General features: G+C 67.7%; 14 protein-coding genes. 9 read left to right on the forward strand and 5 right to left on the reverse strand.

Features of this window, described 5'->3' with window-relative positions; all coding sequences use genetic code 11:
- Positions 1–353 precede the first annotated feature (353 nt).
- Together EDC02_RS01920 and cofC are read right to left on the reverse strand one after the other, a co-directional pair.
- Entirely contained in the window at positions 354–551 is a 198-nt protein-coding gene (locus EDC02_RS01920) for a cold-shock protein (protein ID WP_123600457.1), read from the reverse strand.
- Between the two features lies 1 nt (position 552).
- Complete coding sequence (gene cofC / locus EDC02_RS01925) at positions 553–1284, reverse strand: 2-phospho-L-lactate guanylyltransferase (RefSeq protein ID WP_123600458.1); 732 nt, start codon at positions 1282–1284, stop codon at positions 553–555.
- A gap of 149 nt (positions 1285–1433) precedes the next feature.
- Between cofC and EDC02_RS01930 the strand changes: the two genes are divergently transcribed.
- Genes EDC02_RS01930 through EDC02_RS01940 form a run of 3 tightly spaced genes read left to right on the forward strand, consistent with a single transcriptional unit; the run spans position 1434 to position 4346 of the window.
- On the forward strand, positions 1434–2174 hold the full coding sequence (locus tag EDC02_RS01930; RefSeq protein WP_123604401.1) for a 1-acyl-sn-glycerol-3-phosphate acyltransferase: 741 nt from the start codon (positions 1434–1436) through the stop codon (positions 2172–2174).
- Entirely contained in the window at positions 2171–3175 is a 1005-nt protein-coding gene (locus EDC02_RS01935; RefSeq protein WP_123600459.1) for an NAD(P)H-dependent glycerol-3-phosphate dehydrogenase, read from the forward strand. The genes EDC02_RS01930 and EDC02_RS01935 overlap by 4 nt, the downstream gene beginning before the upstream one ends.
- Before the next feature lie 40 nt (positions 3176–3215).
- Positions 3216–4346, forward strand: coding sequence for a cystathionine gamma-lyase (locus EDC02_RS01940; RefSeq protein WP_123604402.1), 1131 nt, complete (start codon positions 3216–3218; stop codon positions 4344–4346).
- Between the two features lie 74 nt (positions 4347–4420).
- Here the strand turns inward: EDC02_RS01940 and EDC02_RS01945 are convergent, their stop codons facing one another.
- The gene (locus tag EDC02_RS01945) at positions 4421–4720 is read right to left on the reverse strand and encodes a type II toxin-antitoxin system Phd/YefM family antitoxin (RefSeq protein WP_199757470.1); all 300 of its coding nucleotides are present in this window, start codon (positions 4718–4720) and stop codon (positions 4421–4423) included.
- Positions 4721–4808: 88 nt separating this feature from the next.
- On the opposite strand from EDC02_RS01945, the gene EDC02_RS01950 reads away from it, so the two are divergent.
- Positions 4809–5075, forward strand: a complete 267-nt coding sequence (locus EDC02_RS01950; protein ID WP_148083306.1) for a hypothetical protein — start codon at positions 4809–4811, stop codon at positions 5073–5075.
- Complete coding sequence (locus EDC02_RS01955) at positions 5072–5419, forward strand: hypothetical protein (protein WP_148083307.1); 348 nt, start codon at positions 5072–5074, stop codon at positions 5417–5419. The genes EDC02_RS01950 and EDC02_RS01955 overlap by 4 nt, the downstream gene beginning before the upstream one ends.
- Before the next feature lie 1073 nt (positions 5420–6492).
- Here EDC02_RS01955 and EDC02_RS01960 read toward each other — a convergent pair.
- Complete coding sequence (locus tag EDC02_RS01960) at positions 6493–6693, reverse strand: DUF397 domain-containing protein (protein ID WP_123600462.1); 201 nt, start codon at positions 6691–6693, stop codon at positions 6493–6495.
- On the reverse strand, positions 6690–7565 hold the full coding sequence (locus EDC02_RS01965; RefSeq protein WP_123600463.1) for a helix-turn-helix transcriptional regulator: 876 nt from the start codon (positions 7563–7565) through the stop codon (positions 6690–6692). Before EDC02_RS01965 ends, EDC02_RS01960 begins: the two co-directional genes overlap by 4 nt.
- A gap of 590 nt (positions 7566–8155) precedes the next feature.
- On the opposite strand from EDC02_RS01965, the gene EDC02_RS01970 reads away from it, so the two are divergent.
- From EDC02_RS01970 to EDC02_RS01985, 4 genes are all read left to right on the forward strand, one after another.
- Positions 8156–11173 carry a LamG domain-containing protein gene (locus EDC02_RS01970; protein ID WP_158632024.1) on the forward strand — a complete coding sequence of 1006 codons (3018 nt, stop codon included), beginning with the start codon at positions 8156–8158 and terminating at the stop codon, positions 11171–11173.
- 124 nt (positions 11174–11297) lie between these two features.
- Positions 11298–12791, forward strand: coding sequence for an IS4 family transposase (locus tag EDC02_RS01975; protein ID WP_158632025.1), 1494 nt, complete (start codon positions 11298–11300; stop codon positions 12789–12791).
- A gap of 20 nt (positions 12792–12811) precedes the next feature.
- Entirely contained in the window at positions 12812–13318 is a 507-nt protein-coding gene (locus EDC02_RS01980) for a LamG domain-containing protein (protein WP_255500577.1), read from the forward strand.
- A 527-nt stretch (positions 13319–13845) separates the two neighbouring features.
- Positions 13846–17439: an RHS repeat domain-containing protein gene (locus tag EDC02_RS01985; RefSeq protein ID WP_158632026.1), complete on the forward strand. Its 3594-nt coding sequence runs from the start codon at positions 13846–13848 to the stop codon at positions 17437–17439.
- Positions 17440–17551 lie beyond the last annotated feature (112 nt).

Raw genomic sequence — 17551 nt, forward strand, 5'->3', positions numbered from 1 at the left:
GGCGCCGCCTCCGGTGCCGCCTTGGTCCGTCGGCGGGCGGTACCGCCCGCGGACTTGCGGGCGCTGCCGGCCGTGGATCTGCGGGCGGTGCCGGCCGTCGACTTGCGGGCGGTGCCGCCTGCCGATTTGCGGGCGGCGCCGGTCGACGACTGACGGCGGGCCGGCCGGGGCGTCGCGGTCGCGCCGCCGTCGGGCTGGTCGGCGGCAGACTGGTCGGTGCCGGCGGGCTGGTCAGCGGTGGGCTGGTCGGCTGCGCGGCGCGGACGGGCGGCGGCGCGCCTGGAGGGGGCGGGCGTCACCCGGTAATCATGACCTGATCACGGTGAACTTGACATGAATTCGCCCGGCTCCAGCTAGCCGAATGTGGGCAACGTGACGCGGTTAACGTGCCCGGACTCGTCACGCTCGATGCGTACCCGCTGACCCAGCCGCAGCAGCCGCAACCCGGAAGCATCGAACGCGGCCGCCGGGAACGCCAGCTCCGCCCCGTCGTCGAGCAGCACCGTGCCGCTGCGGGTCGCCGGATCGAAGGTCGCCACCGTGCCCTGCATCTCAGCTCACCGACCTGTGTCGCATGCCAGCACGGTACCCGCTGGGGCACAGGGCGGCGGTGTGCCGGCCCAGGCCGAGCCGGGCCGCGTCGGCGAGGTCGGCGGCGGTGTCCACGTCCCGGCGCAGCGTCGGCCAGTCCCCGCCGCACCGGACGGCACCCGACCGTTGATGCCGTACCGCCGATCCGGCGCCGAAACCCGGCCGCAGCGCGGTGCCGACGGCGGCCGCCAGCAGCACCGTGCCGGTGCCGGCGGCGTCCGGCACGAACCAGCGGTCCACGCCTGCCCCGGCGGCGGTGTCGAGGGCGCTGACGGTGCCGAGGACAGCGCCGGTGCCGGTGTCGAGGGCGGCGGCCAGCTCCGCCGGGCGCAACGCCGGCAGGTCAGCGGTCAACGCGGCGACCGGCCGGCCAGCGTCGACCGTCGCGGCCCCGTGCGTCACCGCCGCGTTCAGCCCGCTCACCTCCGGTGCGCCGAGCTCCGGCCCGGTGAGCTCCGGGTCGGCGACGGTACGGGCACCGAGCCCACCCAACGCGGCGGTGGCCGCCGGATCCGAGGTGACCACCAGCACCTCGGCGACCAGCGGGCAGGCCAGCGCGGCGGCGACGGTGTCGCGGGCCAGGGCCAGCGCCAGCTCCTCATGCGGTACGCCGTCGAGCGCACCCCGCAGCCGGCTCTTCGCCACCGCGAGCCGCTTGACCGGCAGCACCACCGACCAGGTCGCGTTCCGCACCGCTCCATCCTGCCGGCTGGGCTCGCATTGGCTCTGGCCGGGTCGGACAGGGCATGATTCGCTGCGTCGGTCGGCAAGACGGCGGTCGGGGTGTGGTGACCCGGTGGTGGCCAGGGTGGTGGCCAGGGTGTGGTGACGAGGAGGATCGGGTGGCGCGGCGGAAACTGGGCTTCTGGCGACGCTTCATCGTGATGGTGGTCAAACCGACCCTGCTCGTATGGACGAAGCGGACCTGGTCCGGGATGCAGCACATTCCCGGCACCGGTGGGGTGATCGTCGTCGCCAACCACATGTCGCACGCCGACCCGATGGTCATCGGTCACTACCTCTACGAGGCCGGCCGCTGGCCCCGGTTCCTCGGCAAGGCCAGCCTGTTCACCATCCCGGTCATCGGGCGCTGGCTGCTCAAGGTGAAGCAGATCCCGGTGCACCGGGGCAGCGTCGACGCGATCAAGTCGCTGGAGGCGGCGATCGTCGGCGTCGACGAAGGCGGCGCGTTGGTGATCTACCCCGAGGGGACGACCACCCGTGAGCCGGACCTGTGGCCGATGCGTGGCAAGACCGGCGCGGCCCGGCTGGCGTTGACCACCGGCGCCCCGGTCGTGCCGGTGGCGATGTGGGGTCCGCAGCAGATGTACGACCCGCGGACCCGGAAACTGAACCTGCTGCCCGGCCGGAAGGTGACCGTCATCGCCGGCGAACCTTTCGACCTGAGCAGATGGGCCGGGGCCGAGCCGACCCGGGCGGTGCTGGAGGAGATCACCGAGACCATGATGCTGCGGCTGCGGGACATGGTCGCCGAGATCCGGGGCGGCGAGGCGCCGCCGCTGTACACCCCGAGCGCCCGCCGCAACAACCGGTCCACCGGCACCCCGGAGCCGGGACAGTGACCGGGACCGGCCGGGCCGTCGTCCTGGGTGCCGGCTCGTGGGGGACCGCGTACGCCAAGGTGCTCGCCGACGCTGGCGCCGACGTGGTCCTCTGGGCCCGGCGCGAGCAGGTCGCCGCCGCGATCCGCGAGTACGGCACCAACCCCGACTACCTGCCGGCGGTGCGGCTGCCCGACCGGGTCACCGCCACCAGCGACGCCGCCGAGGCGATCAAGGGCGCGGGGCTGGTCGTGCTCGCCGTACCGTCGCAGACGCTGCGCGGCAACCTGGGTGACTGGGCCGCGCACATCGGCCCCGACGCGACCCTGGTCAGCCTGATGAAAGGGATCGAACTCGGCACCACCAAACGGATGAGCGAGGTGATCGTCGAGACCACCGGGGTCGGCCCGGACCGGGTGGTGGTGGTCTCCGGCCCCAACCTGGCCGCCGAGATCGCCGCCGAGCAGCCGGCCGCCAGCGTCGTCGCCGGCACCGACGCTGGCCGGACCGCCGCCGTGCAGCAGGCGATGCTCACCGGCTACCTGCGGCCGTACACCAACGACGACGTGATCGGCTGCGAGCTGGGCGGGGCGGTGAAGAACGTGATCGCCCTGGCGTACGGCATCGCCACCGCGATGCGCCTCGGTGACAACACCAAGGCCACCCTGATCACCCGAGGGCTGGCCGAGACGGCCCGGCTGGGGGTGGCGCTCGGTGCCGACCCGCTGACCTTCTCCGGCCTGGCCGGCCTCGGTGACCTGGTCGCCACCTGCTCGTCGCCGCTGTCGCGCAACCGGACGTTCGGCGAGCACCTGGGCCGGGGGGAGACCCTGGAACAGGCGCAGGCCGCCACCCGGCAGACCGCCGAAGGGGTGAAAAGCTGCCTGTCGATCCGGGACCTGGCTCGCGCGCACGGGGTGGAGATGCCGATCACCGAGCAGGTGGAACGGATCTGCCACGAGGGCCTGGACCCGCGTACCGCGTTGACGCTGCTGATGACGCGGGCCACGAAACCGGAATAGGCTCTGCCGCCAGCCGGCGACGTCGGTGAGGATGAACGTCATGACCGCCACTTCCCGCGACCCGGGGTACGGCGACGGCACCCGGTGTGTCGCCGCGGGGCTGCCCGAGCCGACGCCCGGCCAGCCGTTCCTGCCCGGCCCGGTGTTCGCCGCCCCGTACCACCTGGACCCGGTGACCGGGCCGTCGCCGGACCGCGACGGCTACGCCCGGGAGGACAACCCGACCCGGCGGGCGCTCGAATCGGCCATCGGTGACCTGGAAGGCGGCGACACGCTCGTCTTCGCCAGCGGCCAGGCGGCGATCACCGCGCTGCTGCTGACCGCGCTGCGGCCCGGCGACACGGTGCTGCTGCCCGCCGACGGCTACTACACGGTGCGGGCGTTGGCCGCCACGGTGCTGGAGCCGATCGGCGTGACCGTGCGGCTGATGGCGACCGCCGGACCGTACCCGGATTTCGCCGGGGTGCGGCTGGTGCTGCTGGAAACCCCGGCCAACCCGGGGCTGGACGTCTGCGACGTCGCCGCGCTCGCGGCGGCGGCGCACGACGCCGGCGCGCTGGTCGCTGTCGACAACACCGCGCCGACCCCGCTCGGGCAGCGGCCGCTGGACCTGGGTGCGGACATCGTGGTCGCCTCCGGCACCAAGGCACTGACCGGTCACTCGGATCTGCTGCTCGGCTACCTGGCCACCCGCTCGGCGGCGGCGCTGGCCGATGCGAAGCGGTGGCGCAAGCTGACCGGGTCGGTGCCGGGGCCGTTCGACTGCTGGCTCGCCCACCGGTCACTGGCCACCCTGGACCTGCGGCTGGCCCGCCAGTCAGCCAACGCGGAAGCGGTCGCTGCCGCGCTGGCCGGGCGCCGTGACGTCACCGGCGTACGCTGGCCCGGCCTGCCGATCGATCCGTCGTACGCGGTCGCGGCAGCCCAGATGCGGCGCATCCCAGGAATCGTGTCGTTCGACCTGGGCGACGCCGACCGGGTGGGCCGCTTCCTGACCGCGTCGAAACTGGTGTCGGCGGCCACGTCGTTCGGTGGTCTGCACACGGCCGCCGACCGGCGGGCCCAGTGGGGCGACGACACGTCACCGGGCTTCGTCCGGCTCTCCTGCGGCGTCGAGGACACCATGGACCTGGTACGCGACATCACCGCCACCCTGGACGCCACCAACTGATCCGCTACGGCAGATGTTGTGTCGGGCCCTGGCGGCCTACTGGTAGACGTCCTTTCGGTGCCCGACGGCGACCTTCACGCTGCCGCACCATCGGTGCGGTCGGCCAGCAACGCTTCGACCTCCCGAGGATCGACCCCGAGCGACTCCAGGGCCGCCGACAACGGCACGAACTGCCCCTCGGCACGGGATCGGGCGATCGCCGCAGCATCCCGGCGATCCCGGAACGCCTCGATCTCCTCCCACTCGTCGATGCCGACCAGGACAGCAACGGGCCGCTCGTACTTGGTGATGACGACCGGTTCCCCGGTGCGCTCCACCCCGTCCAGCACCCGGCCCGCACCGTCTCGGAACTCCCGCAGGGTAATCCTTGTCATGTGCCGAACTGTACCGTGCGGTACCGTTCTGGATGTCGGTTGGCAGACTTGGCCACGTGACGGCCAGCGGGTGGAAGGTGGGGTCCGGGTGACGGGGCCGGGTGGCAGTCCGCCGTCCGGCTACCGGCGACTGGCGGTGTACCGGCTGAGCGCCTGGTTTCTGCGCTTGGCGGCCGTGGCGTTGCCCTGCTTCTTCATCTGGCCGCAGGTCTGGTTCGTGTTGCCAATCGTCATCGTTTTCGGGCTGATCGTGACGTTGCCGCTGCGCTACCTGGCCCACTTCGAATGGAGGATGCCGATGCTCGACCTCGATGCGTCAGTGCTCAAGGACGCGTTGGACGTACGGTACTGGTGAGAGCTGCCGACGATCCGGTGCGGCGTGTCCGGGAGGCCCAGGCCTACTGGCGGGCGATCCGTTCCCTGAGGATCGCCTTGCTCGCGTTCCTGATCGTCGGTGTCTCGGTCCTGGCGATCCTGCTGGGTGGGCCGGTGGCAGTGTTCAGGACGGCGATCGAATTCATTTTCGTGGTGGTCTTTGCTGCGATTATTACGCACTCGCTCTCTGTCCTTTCGTTGTACCGTCACATCCATCAGATCCCCGAACTGGCCGCCATGAACCCCTTCGAACGTGGACCGAAGTTGTTCGGCCTGGTGGCGAGAGACCTGTTCGACCTGCGCAGGTGGTGTCCGCCACGATGATCCGAGATCCGAGTACGGTGAGGCGGGTGACGGACCGGTGCTGAGTGGTGCCCTCAGCGTTCAAAGGACGCGGTGGAGGTTCGAGACTGGTGAGATCTGTGACAGGGGTGCGGTCATGTCGAATCCTTTGGTGGTAGCCATACTGCTCCTGGGTCAGGCGTGTGCGTGATGATTGTTGGTCCTGTTCGTTGCTGCGTGCTGAAGTATCCAGCCAGGGCTTTCCGTGGAGCTCTGCGTAAATCATCTTTATCGGCTGCGGTGACAATCGTCCTTGCTGCCCTGACGTTGGCTGGTTGTAGTTCGATCGACGAGTTCACTGTCTCGAAGGACGGAAGATCTTATCCGGGTAGTCGATCGGCTAGTTCGCTAGAGGAGTCGCTGAAGGACTACGACTTGAAATTACCCCATTGCGCTTTATCTGATGTTCGATTCTGGGATGCTCCCGAGGAAGATGACTGGGGTCGAAATCTGATACTGCGAATTTCAACGTCAGTCGATTGTCTGGATAGTTTCCTCGATGCGCTTGGGATGACATCAGATGATTTGACAGAAGGTTTTCTCCCTCCGCCATACTGGGCTTACGACGCTAGCGGTCATCCGTACGGGGTTGGGAATTATGTCAATCTAGTGAACAGTGGTGGCGTAGTTCTTCCTGCGACGAAAAGGCGGGGCATGAAAGACATGCAGGTTTACGTGGCAGTGGAGGACGGTTCTCCCCTTATCGTGCACGTTCGAGCGATATTCCCATGAGGCGTTGAACAGCGACCCGGCAGGGCTATTGCATAGTCGGGTTACCCATGGTCTGGCCGAGTTTCCTCTGGTTACGGCATCGACAAGGTCGCATCGGGAGGTGTCGTGACCCGCCGCCGTGACTACTACCGCGACCCGGCCGCGCCGAGGGCGAACAGGATCGTTCCGGTGGTGCGGCGATCGTCACCGACGGTCGCGGTCGGGGGCTCCTGCACCGACGCGCCGACTCCGGCAACTGGTCGCTGCCCGGCGGGACGATTCTGGTCGGCGACGAGTCCACCGAGGTGCGGTTTGGACCCCGCCAGCGCGCTGGCGGGGTGCGGTCAGGCGGTGAGGGTGCCGGTCTTGGTGGCGGTGAGGAAGGCCGACCAGTTGGCGGAGGAGATGGTCAGGACCGGGCCGGTGGGGTCCTTGGAGTCGCGTACGCCGATCACGCCGGCCAGCCCGTCGGCGACCTCGACACAGTCGCCCTGGCTGTTCGATCGGCTGCTCTTGCGCCAGGTGGCAGCGGTCAGGTCGGTCATGGCTCGTACTCCTTCGCCGTGTCCAGCAGCAGCGCCCGTGACTCGGCCTCGCTCAACGCGGCCGACCGGATGTCGTGGTAGACCCAAGCGTACCGGTCGCACTCGGCCTGCTTGTCGAGGAAGAGCGCGCCGGTGATCGACTCCTGGTAGACGGTGGTGGGTTCGTACTGCTCGGGAAAGTCCAGGATGGTGAACAGTCCGCCGGTCAGCACCCCGGCGTGCAGGTCGGACGAGAACGGCAGGACCCGGACGGAGACGTTCGGCAGCCGGCCGGCATCGGCGAGCCGACGCACCTGTGTCGCCATGACCTGGCGCGACCCGACCACGCGACGCAGCACCGCCTCGTCGACGACGATGTCGAACTCCGGCGACTGCGGCTCCAGCCGGGTCAGTAGTCGGGCCCGGCCCAGCCGCACCGCGACCCGGTCGGCGATCTGGTGACGGGGCACGCCGTCGACGTCCTTCGTGAAGACTGCGGTGGCGTACTCCCGGGTCTGCAGCACGCCCGGGATGAGCTGGCTCTGATAGACGCGGATCCGGCTGGCGGCCTCTTCCAGGCCCACGTACAGCTCGAACCAGGAGGGCAGACTGGCGTAGTCGTGCCACCAGCCCTTCTCCCTGGTCTTGGTCGCCAACGCGGCAAGGATCTCGGTGGTCTCCTCGTCGACGCCGTACAACTCGCAGAGCAGCACGACGTCGCCGGAGCGGACCGGGACCTCGCCGCGCTCCATCCGCCACAGCTTCGTCGCCGACCACTCCAGCTCGCTGGCGACCGACGTCTGCGGCAGTTGGGTCAGCCGCTCGCGCAGCTGACGCAGCTCCCGGCCCAGTCGTCGGCGCGGTACGGACGAGTTCAGCACGGACGGGGACATGGCTACCACCTCCTGGGATGCTCGACCCGACCCATCCTGCCGTCACTAGTGGACTTATGAACTCCGTCGATCGGTGGACGGGTGGCTCGGCTCAACGTCGACGGGATTTCGTCAGAGTTGTACGCCTGGCCGGTCGTACCCGACTGATAACCCTGTGTTGCTCGATGTCCGGTGAGGGAGGTTTGTGGTAGCGGATCGTGATGCCCCCTTTACAGATACGGACATGGATATCTAGGGTCGGACGTACATGACGCATAGCCACGGGGGTCCCTAGTGGATGCTGCCCAGACGCCGCCGACCCGTCCGAGCCGCCCACGACATCGCTGGCCACAGAGCCTGGCCACCACCACCGCAGCAGCCACAGCCGCCGCACTGACGCTGAGCCGAATCGAAGCCGACTCAGGGCCCCGTCCCGGCCTGGTTGACACCGAACCGCATCCACTGACGTAGCCCGCTTCGGCGCATCAGCGGTAGCGATGCTGCCTCGATCAGAACTTGCCCAAGACCGCGATCAAGTCACGGGAGTCTTAGTGGATGTCAGCGTGACACCGCCTGTCCTGACCCGTTCGAGTACCCCGCACCGACGTTGGGTGCGGACCCTGGCGGCTATCGTGCTGATGCTGGCTGGTGTGGTTGTGCTCTCGTCTACGCCTGCGGAAGCCGAACCGCCTCAGCCCCAGTGCGTGGACCAGGTCGCCACGTCGGCTGAGGCCGAGCGGATCGCGCGTGCTTGTGCCGCCCGTGTCGAGGCCCTCGATGAGCGTGACGAGTATTCCCAGGTCTACGTGGAACCTGACGGCACCCGCACGCTGGAGTCGGCCGTCGTGCCTCAGCGGATCCGGACCGGGACCGACTCGTGGGTGCCGGTATCGACCGATTTGGCGGCGCAGCCGGATGGCCGGCTCGCCCCGGCGGCGACGACTGCCGACGTGACATTCAGCGGTGGCGGAACGGCCCCGCTGGTAACCCTGCAGGTCGACGGAGAAGACCTCACCCTGTCGTGGCCTGATACGCTTCCTACGCCGACCGTGCAAGCTGACACGGCTGTGTACGCCTCGGTTCTACCGGACGTCGACCTGCATGTGATGGCCACGGCGACAGGCTTCAAGCACGTCCTGGAGGTCAAGACCGCTCAAGCGGCAGCCCACCCGGACTTGGCCCGAGTGCGTTACATCCTCGGTGGTGACATTGCTCCGGAGCCGCTGCCCGATGGCGGGCTCCGACTTGCCAACTCCCAAGGGCGGACGGTCGGGGTCACCCCGACCGCGTCGATGTGGGACTCGTCGGTCGACCCGGCAAACGGCGGCGAGGTAACCGACGGCGGACGCGGCGCCGTTACTGCTGCTGCAGAACCTCCGGAGCCGTCGACCGCTGCCGGCCCCGGTCCAGCCGCCGCCAAGGCGGCGATCGACGTGGACGTTGTCGCTGGCGACCTGGAAGTCCTGCCGGACCCGGCGGTGCTGAACGGCCCGGAGACGACCTACCCGGTGTTCATCGATCCGGCATTCGACAACAAGAGCACCTCATGGGCGTACGCGAACAACAGCAACAACAACTGGGATGTGGAAAACCAGGCGTGGGTTGGGCGGAATCCGTACGACGACGTCCTTTACCGGTCCTACTTCCGCTTCAACATCTGGCCAGTTCGTAGCAAGCAGATCCTCTCCGCCGAGGTGCGTATGCGCCTCGACCACTCCTGGTCCTGCTCGCCAACCTGGGTGCATCTCTTCCGGACAGCAGGGATCAACAACACACCGCGGATGTCCTGGGGCGCACGTCCACTTCCAACGTCGGCCTACCTCGGGGCGCAGGACGCGAACGCGAACGAGGCCGGCGGGTGCGGCGTGATCCAGGACGACGTCAACGTCGAGTTCGGCGGTTCCGCCGTGACCAACGACGTGCAGTACTCGGTCAACCAGCAGTGGAGCGGCTACACCGTCGGGCTGTGCGCCTGTAACCCCTCTGGGCAGTATGAGTGGAACCAGGACAGGTGGAAGAGGTTCTACGTCGACCAGAGCTGGTTGATCGTCAACTACAACTCCCGACCGGGTACCCCGACCGAACTGACCACGTCGGCGGTCGCCTGCAACGGTATCGTCGGCACGACGTCGCCGACGCTGCGTGCCCGGTATCGCGACTCGGACGGATCGGACACCCTGGTCGGCACGTTCGAGTGGAGACAAGTGGGTGGCGGAGCCACCCTAGTCACCGGCCCGTCGCGTCCAGCCAACAATTTCGGCGAGGTCACCCTCAATCTCGGGGCGGGGGCCGAAGGCAAAACGTACGCCTGGCGAGTGCGTGCCAACGACAGTCATGCCGATTCCGACTGGTCCACGAGCTGCCAGTTCACCGTCAACGCCAGCGCGCCGCCAGCCCCGGGGATCAGCTCCACCACCTACCCGTCCGGGCCGACAGCGCACGGCGGTCCCGGAGAATCCGGCACATTCACCTTCACCGCCGGCGCCACAGACGTGACCACCTATGTCTATGGCTGGAGTAACCCACCTGGGACAACTGTCTCAGTTTCCCCGGGTGCCTCCCACACACTCACGCTCACGCCACCCCGGTACGGCTACAACGCCCTACACGTCTACAGCAAGGACAGCGCCGGCACGCCGAGCCCGACCAGCGTTTACTCCTTCCTAGTCGGGGCACCATCGACGCCTATCGGGCACTGGCCGATGGATACCATCAACAACCGGGGTCTCAGCAACATCACGGGAAGTTCCGGCGATCTTGTCGCTGCGGGTGACGTTACATGGCCGAGCGACACCCGACTGATCGGCGAGAGTGTTCCGTTCTTCGACAGCGTGACCGAGTCGCCCACCAACATATATGGCACCGCGACGGCGAACGTGCCGGAGTTGGATACCGCTGAGTCGTTCAGTGTCACGGCATGGGTACGAGCGTCGGCACTCACCACCGGAAACCGCACGGCGGTCAGTCAGGACGACAGTGACTTCAGCGGCTTCTATCTCGGCATCCGTTATCTCGGTAGTCCGCCGGTGCCATACTGGTCGTTCATGATGGGCGATTCGCCCGCCACCGGCTCCAACCATCGAGCGGACTCGGTAGTGCCGATAACCGCTGCGGACGTCGGGAAATGGACGCATCTTGCCGCCGTCCACGACGCTGAGCTCGGCATCATGCGTCTCTATGTAAACGGTGAACTGGCGGCGGAGACCAGCCGAGCCGCGACACCGTGGACGGCTGTAGGTTCACTCGTGGTAGGTCGGGCGCTGTGGTACGGAGCGCCGACCGACACCTGGCGTGGCGAGGTCACAGATCTGCGGATCTGGGACCGAGTAGTGGTTCCGGACGATCTATACGGCACGAACGAGGATCCGACTGCGGGCGTCCCGTTCAGCAACGGCGTACTGTCCCCGCCCAGGGTCGGGTTCTGGGATTTTTCCGGCACTGCGGACTGCTGGTGTGACCAGGCGCTTGACCTGGAATACTGGGGCCGCAACATCTATTTGCGCGGATGGGACGCTGCTCCACCATCATCGGCGTTCACTACTGACGGTCAGGATCAGGACGACGCCGCCTGGTTCGACGGCGATTCCGGGTATGCGACCACGGCCGACCCCTACACCCCACTGACCTAAACTTTGGTCGTTTTGTGGGTAATAGCGCCGGTTTCGGGGTGGGTGTGGGTCGGGTGCGGGACGTGAAGAAGCTCCTGGTAGGACATGGATTGACTAGATCAACATGTTCCAACCAGGAGCTTCGGTGTCGAATTCTGCCATGCTGTCCGCCAGCGCGGTGCGACAGGCCGCCGATCAGCGGGAGACGCTGCGGGCAGCGGTGATCGCCGGGCCCGCCGGTGTCGGGACCCTCGACGAGCAGGTGACCGGCCGGTTGTGGCCACTCCTGGCCGATGCCGCACTGATCGAACGGGCGCGGGCCACGGTCGGGCACGTCGACGCCCGGCGGCGGGTGCTGACCGGAGCGGTCACGGTGATGATCGTGCTCGGGCTGTGCCTGTTCCGGCGGGAGAGCACATCGGTGGTGACCGCACGGGTGACCTCACGGCTCCCCCGGACCCGGGTGGAGGGCGCACCGACCGCCGCGGCGGTGTCGAAAGCCCGGGGCAGACTCCCCGCAGCGGTGCACCAGCGGGTGTTCACCGACGCCGCCCGGTCCACACCGACGTTCGGGCCCGAGTCGTACGCGTTCGGTCTGCTGGTCACCGCGATCGACGGCACCGTGTTCGACCTGGCCGACACGACACGGACACGGGCCGGGTTCACCACCCCGACCGGCGGCCGGTTCCCCCAGGCCCGGATGGTCGCCCTGGTCGCCTGCGGCACCCGCTGGATCCTCGCCGCCCGCATCGCCTCCTCCGGGACCAGCGAACAGGCCCTCGCCGACGACCTGATCGGCGAACTCCAACCCGGCACCATCAACCTCGCCGACCGGGGCTTCTTCTCCATGGACCGCTGGACGCGGGCGGCCGCCACCGGGGCGCACCTGCTGTGGCGGGTCAAGAACGGCGCCCGGAGCCTGCCCGCCCGACTGGTCGAGGTCCTCCCCGACGGCTCCGCGCTCGTGCAACTCGCCGAGTCCGACGCGATGCTGTCCCGCCGCCGCACCACCCGCGCCGACCGCACCCTGCCCCGACTCCGTCCGACACTCGCCCGTCTGGTCGAGTTCACCGTCACCACCCGCGACCGCGCCGGCCGCACCACCCACAGCCGCTACCGCGTCCTGACCACCCTGCTCGACCACCACCGTCACCCCGCCACCACACTCGCCGCGCTCTACGCCGAACGATGGCAGATCGAACTCACCTACGGACGACTGAAGACCACCCTGCGGGGACCCCGCACCCGACCACGCGGACACACCCCCGAACTCGCCTACCAGGAACTCTGGGCGCTACTGACCGTCTACAACGCCCTCGTCCGACTCGCCGTGACCACCGCCGTCGACCTGAACATCGACCCCGACGCGGTCAGCTTCGCCACCGTCCTCGCCCTGACCCGCGCACACCTCGCAAGCCAGGACCCCGCACCCTGCGTCAACTGCGGACACGACGACCCCGACCCCACCACCACCCTGCTCACCGCGATCGCCGCCCAACCCCACAACCGACACACCCGCACCCGCACCGGCCCCCGCACCAAACGACAACGACGAACACAACGCACCCGCGACGTCACCTACGAGATAACCATCACCCAGACCGACCTACCCAAAGCCAGCAAAACGGCCAAAGTTTAGGTCAGTGCCCCTACACCCTGATCGAGCAACCGGTCGTCCGGACCGATCAGTCGTTCACTGTTTCGGCATGGGTGCAACTCGACGGCGATCCGTCCGATCCGCTGCCGACAGAGAACGCGGCTGCGGTTGCCCAGGGCGGGGCACAGGTAGAAGCGTTCGTGCTCGGCTATGACGCGGGTGACCAGCAATGGGGCTTCTGGATGCGGGGCAGCGACGCCGCCGACAGCCCGGCCTTGGCGTTGGCGACCTCGCCGGTGACGCCAGTGCCGGGTGAGTGGGTCCATCTGGTGGGCGTCTACGACGCAGGCACCAGTGCCATCAGCCTCTATGTCAATGGGCAGACCACCGGACCAGTTCAGCTCAGCGCGCCGATGACGTGGTCTGCCACCGGTGCCCTCACGCTTGCCAGGGAACGCTGGAACGGGGCCCTGAGCAACTTCTTCCCCGGAAGCATCGACCAGGTGTCGGTCTACGCAGGCAGCGTGAGTGCCCGCGAGGTCGGCAATCTGTACGGCGCCACCTCATGATCCGACTCCCCTCCTTCCGACATCGGCTTGTATCGGAGGTCGTAGTGTCAACCACCCTGCCTCGCCCAGCGACACGCCGGCATCGGGCGCGCCAGACGGGAATGGCGCTTCTCGCAGTGGCTGTAGCTGTTTCACTGGTCGCCGTCGCACCCCCGGCGCGCGACGCGGCTGCAGCTGCGTCGGTAAATCTGCAACCGGATCAGCTGTCGGTGGTGGACACATTCGCCGTTCCGGCCCGCCAGGACGGCGAGGACCGATCCAGCAACGAACGCTACGAGCCAACGCCAGTAGTTTGGCCAAAGCCAGGCGTACGCGAGGTCGACCTGGCCGGTGCGATGATGACCCGGGAACAGGCTCGGCGGCTGGGCCAGCCGGTGAGGCCGACCCAGGTGCGGGTGCCCGAAGCCCCAGTCTGGCTTACTCCTGTCCCGGCGTCAGGCAGCCAGACTGCCGAGCCGGGGCCGATTCGAGTCGATCTGCTCGACCGGGCAACAACCCGGCGAGACTGGCATCGGGCCGGCGTCCTGATGCGACTCAGCCAGATCGACGGGACGGCTGGGTCGAGTCGAGTGGTCGTCTCGGTGGACTACTCCGGATTCGCCAGCGCTTTCGGCGCGGACTGGTCGACCCGGCTACGGTTGGTCGAGCTACCAGCCTGCGCGCTGACCGATCCGGCTGCGGCCAATTGCGGTGCACGCCCGCTGGCCTCCCGCAACCACGTCGGTGATCAGCGGGTGACCGCGGAGATCACCATCGGCGAGGGCGGTTCCGGCCGAGCCGGCCGTCCGGGGTCCTCCACCGTCGTCGCGCTGCTGGCTGACTCGTCGTCCGCCGCCGGTGACTATGGCGCTACTCAGCTGCAGGCATCGTCGACCTGGGCGTCTGGCGGAGGATCGGGCGACTTCTCCTGGTCGTATCCGATGCGTGTGCCGCCGTCGCTTGGCGGTCCGGCACCCAGCACGGCCCTTGCGTACTCCTCTTCCGCTGTTGACGGGCGTAGCGAAGCGACCAACAACCAGCCGTCCTGGATCGGTGAGGGCTTCGAGTATTCACCAGGGTTCATCGAGCGGCGCTATCGTCCGTGCGCGCAGGACATGGACGGCGGGGCGAACAACACCGTGGCCACGGGGGACCTGTGCTGGGCTCGAGACAACGCGGTACTGTCGCTCAACGGCAGCTCGGTCGAGTTGATCCGCGACGGTAGTAGCGGTGTCTGGAAGCCGAAGCAGGACGACGGCTCCAAGGTCGAGCGACTCACCAACACCACCAACGACGACAACAGCAACGAGTACTGGAAGGTCACCGCTGCGGACGGCGTGCAGTACTTTTTTGGCCTGAACCGGCTTTCCGGCTGGACGACCGGCAAGCCAACGACCCGCTCGGTCTGGACGGTGCCGGTCGCCGGCAATCACTCCGGTGACCCGTGCCACGCGTCGTCGTTCGGCGGGTCCTTCTGCAACCAGGCATGGCGGTGGAACCTCGACTACGTGGTCGACCCGCACGGCAACACCATGTCCCTGTGGTATGACCCGCAGACGAACAAGTATGGTCGGAACTTCACCGCCGCCAGCGCCGTGACCTACACCCGCGCCGGAGTGCTCGCTCGGATCGATTACGGCACCCACAATCGAGGCGGCACGGACACGGTGTACAGCAGCACGGCTTCGCCCACGCGGGTGGTCTTCGACAGCGACGACCGGTGCGTGACCTCGTCGTGCGCCACGCACGACGAGAACAACTGGCCGGACACGCCGTGGGACCAGCAGTGCACCGGATCCACCTGCGCCGGATTGTACACCCCGACCTTCTGGTCAACGAGCCGGCTCGCGTCCGTGACGACCCAGGTGTGGGACTCTGGCAGCAGCAGCTATCGCGCAGTCGACTCGTGGACGTTGACCCACGACTTCCCGCCGACCGGAGATGGCACCCGGCGCGGGCTGTGGCTCGACTCAATCGTGCATACCGGTCACGCCGCCAGCCCGTCGATAAGTCTGCCCGAGGTCAGCTTCGACTGGCTGCAGCTGCCCAACCGGGTCGACTCCTCCGGTGATGGGAAGCCAGCGATGAACTGGCAGCGAATCAGTGACATCTGGACCGAAGCCGGTGGTCGGATCTCGATCGCCTATACCTCACCGCAGTGCCAGCCCGGTGGCCCGATGCCCTCGGCCGCGCACACCAACACGCTGCGCTGCTACCCAGTCATCAGCGACGCGGCAGGTGGGGGCACCGAGACCGACTATTTCCACAAATATCTGGTCACGATGGTGACCGAATCCGATCAGACCGGCGGCGGCGTGGACGTGGTCACCGCCTACGAGTACCTCGGCAACCCGGCTTGGCGCTACACCAAGGATGACGGGCTCAGCAAGGACGGTTACCGCACCTGGTCGGATTATCGCGGCTACTCGACTGTCCGTGCGCGAACCGGTGCTCCGGGGCAGCAAACCTTGACCGAGACGACCTACCTGCGCGGTCTGCACGGTGACCGGTCGTCGCCGTCGGGCGGTACGCGTAGCGTGCAGGTGCCGGCTTCGATCGGCGGTTCGGTCAACGACGAGGACGTCTGGGCTGGGCTGGTGCGCGAACAGGTGATCTACAACGGGGTGACGACCGCCCCGCTCTCGAAGACGGTGAACGTGCCCTGGCAGTCCAGCGCGACCGCCACCCGGACCATCGGTGATTCGACCGTTGACGCCCGCTACACGGGCGTCGCTACCGCCTACGCCTCGACCATGCTTGATCAGGGCCGTGGCTGGCGGACCACCAAGGTGGAGAACACCTTTGACGGCTATGGAATGGTCACCCAGGTGAACGACCTGGGTGAGGTCACGGCAAACGGCGCGACCGACGTGCCAGGCGACGAACGTTGCCAGAAGGTCACCTACAACCGGAACACTGCAGCGAACATCCTCGACCTGGTCGGGCGTAACCAGAGCTTCGCGGTGGCGTGCGGCCAGCCGGTGACAACCACCGCGCACGTCATCGGCGATACGCGGACCAGCTACGACGGCCAGACGTACGGGGCCGCGCCGACCAAGGGCGACATCACCCGGACCGAGGTGCTCAAGGACTGGGCGCCTACCGGTGGCGGCACGACGACGTGGCTGACGTCCGGCCGCGCGGAGCATGACGCATATGGCCGAGTGATCGAGAGCTGGGACGTGCGCGACAACAAGACGACAACGGGGTACACGCCGTCCACCGGCGGTCCCCTGACCCACGTCACCACCACCGGTCCGCTCGGCTGGATCTCGACCGAGGAGATCGATCCGGCGTGGGGCGCCAAGGTGGCCGCGGTGGATGTGAACAACCGCCGTACCGAGCTTGCGTACGACGCGTTGGGGCGGCTGACCAAGGTCTGGCTGCCGAACCAGGACCGAGACGACGGGGACGACCCGCACATCGAGTACTCCTACCTGTTGCGGCGGACCGGCGGGGTCAACGCGGTCACCACCCACAAGCTGAACGCTGCGGGCAACTACATCACGAGCTACGAGCTCTTCGACGGACTGCTCCGGCCCCGGCAGACGCAGGCGCCGGCGAAGTCCGGTACCGGTACGATGTTCACCGAGATGGTCTACGACGCGGCGGGCAGGTCACGGATCAACAACGCCTTCTACTACGACGATTCGGTCAACCCCGGAACTACTCTGCGGTCGGTGTACGACTGGGAGGCGAAAAGCCAGACGGTGACCGAGTACGACCGGGCCGGGCGGACCACCGCCGTCATCCTCAAGTCCAGCGGTGTCGAGAAGTGGCGTACTACCACCTCGTACGGCGGCGACCGCGTCTACACCGATCCGCCGGCCGGCGGCACACCGACCACCATGATCTCTGATGCCCGTGGAAACACGGTTGAGAATCGTCAGCACAAAGGATCCACAACCGCAGCTGCCTTCGCTGCTACCAGCTACGAGTACGATGCGAAGGGTCAGTTGGTGGAGGTGACTGATCCAGCGGGGAACAGCTGGACCTACGGTTACGATGTCCGAGGTCGTCAAGAAACCGCTGTGGACCCGGACGCTGGCACCACTACGCATGTCTACAACGACTACAGTGATGTGACCAGCACGACGAACGGCAACGGCGACGGGTGCGGCTCTTCTGGAGTGAGGCGGTGATTGCCTATGGTCGCGGAGTGGTTGCGGGGAGTGGTCGCGGGGGTGTTTGGGTCGGTTGGAAGGTTGAAGGGCTCCTTCTCGTAGGTTGATGGGTGGTCTAGATCCACAACCG

It is taken from the genome of Micromonospora sp. Llam0 (genome assembly GCF_003751085.1).
GTDB lineage: Bacteria > Actinomycetota > Actinomycetes > Mycobacteriales > Micromonosporaceae > Micromonospora_E.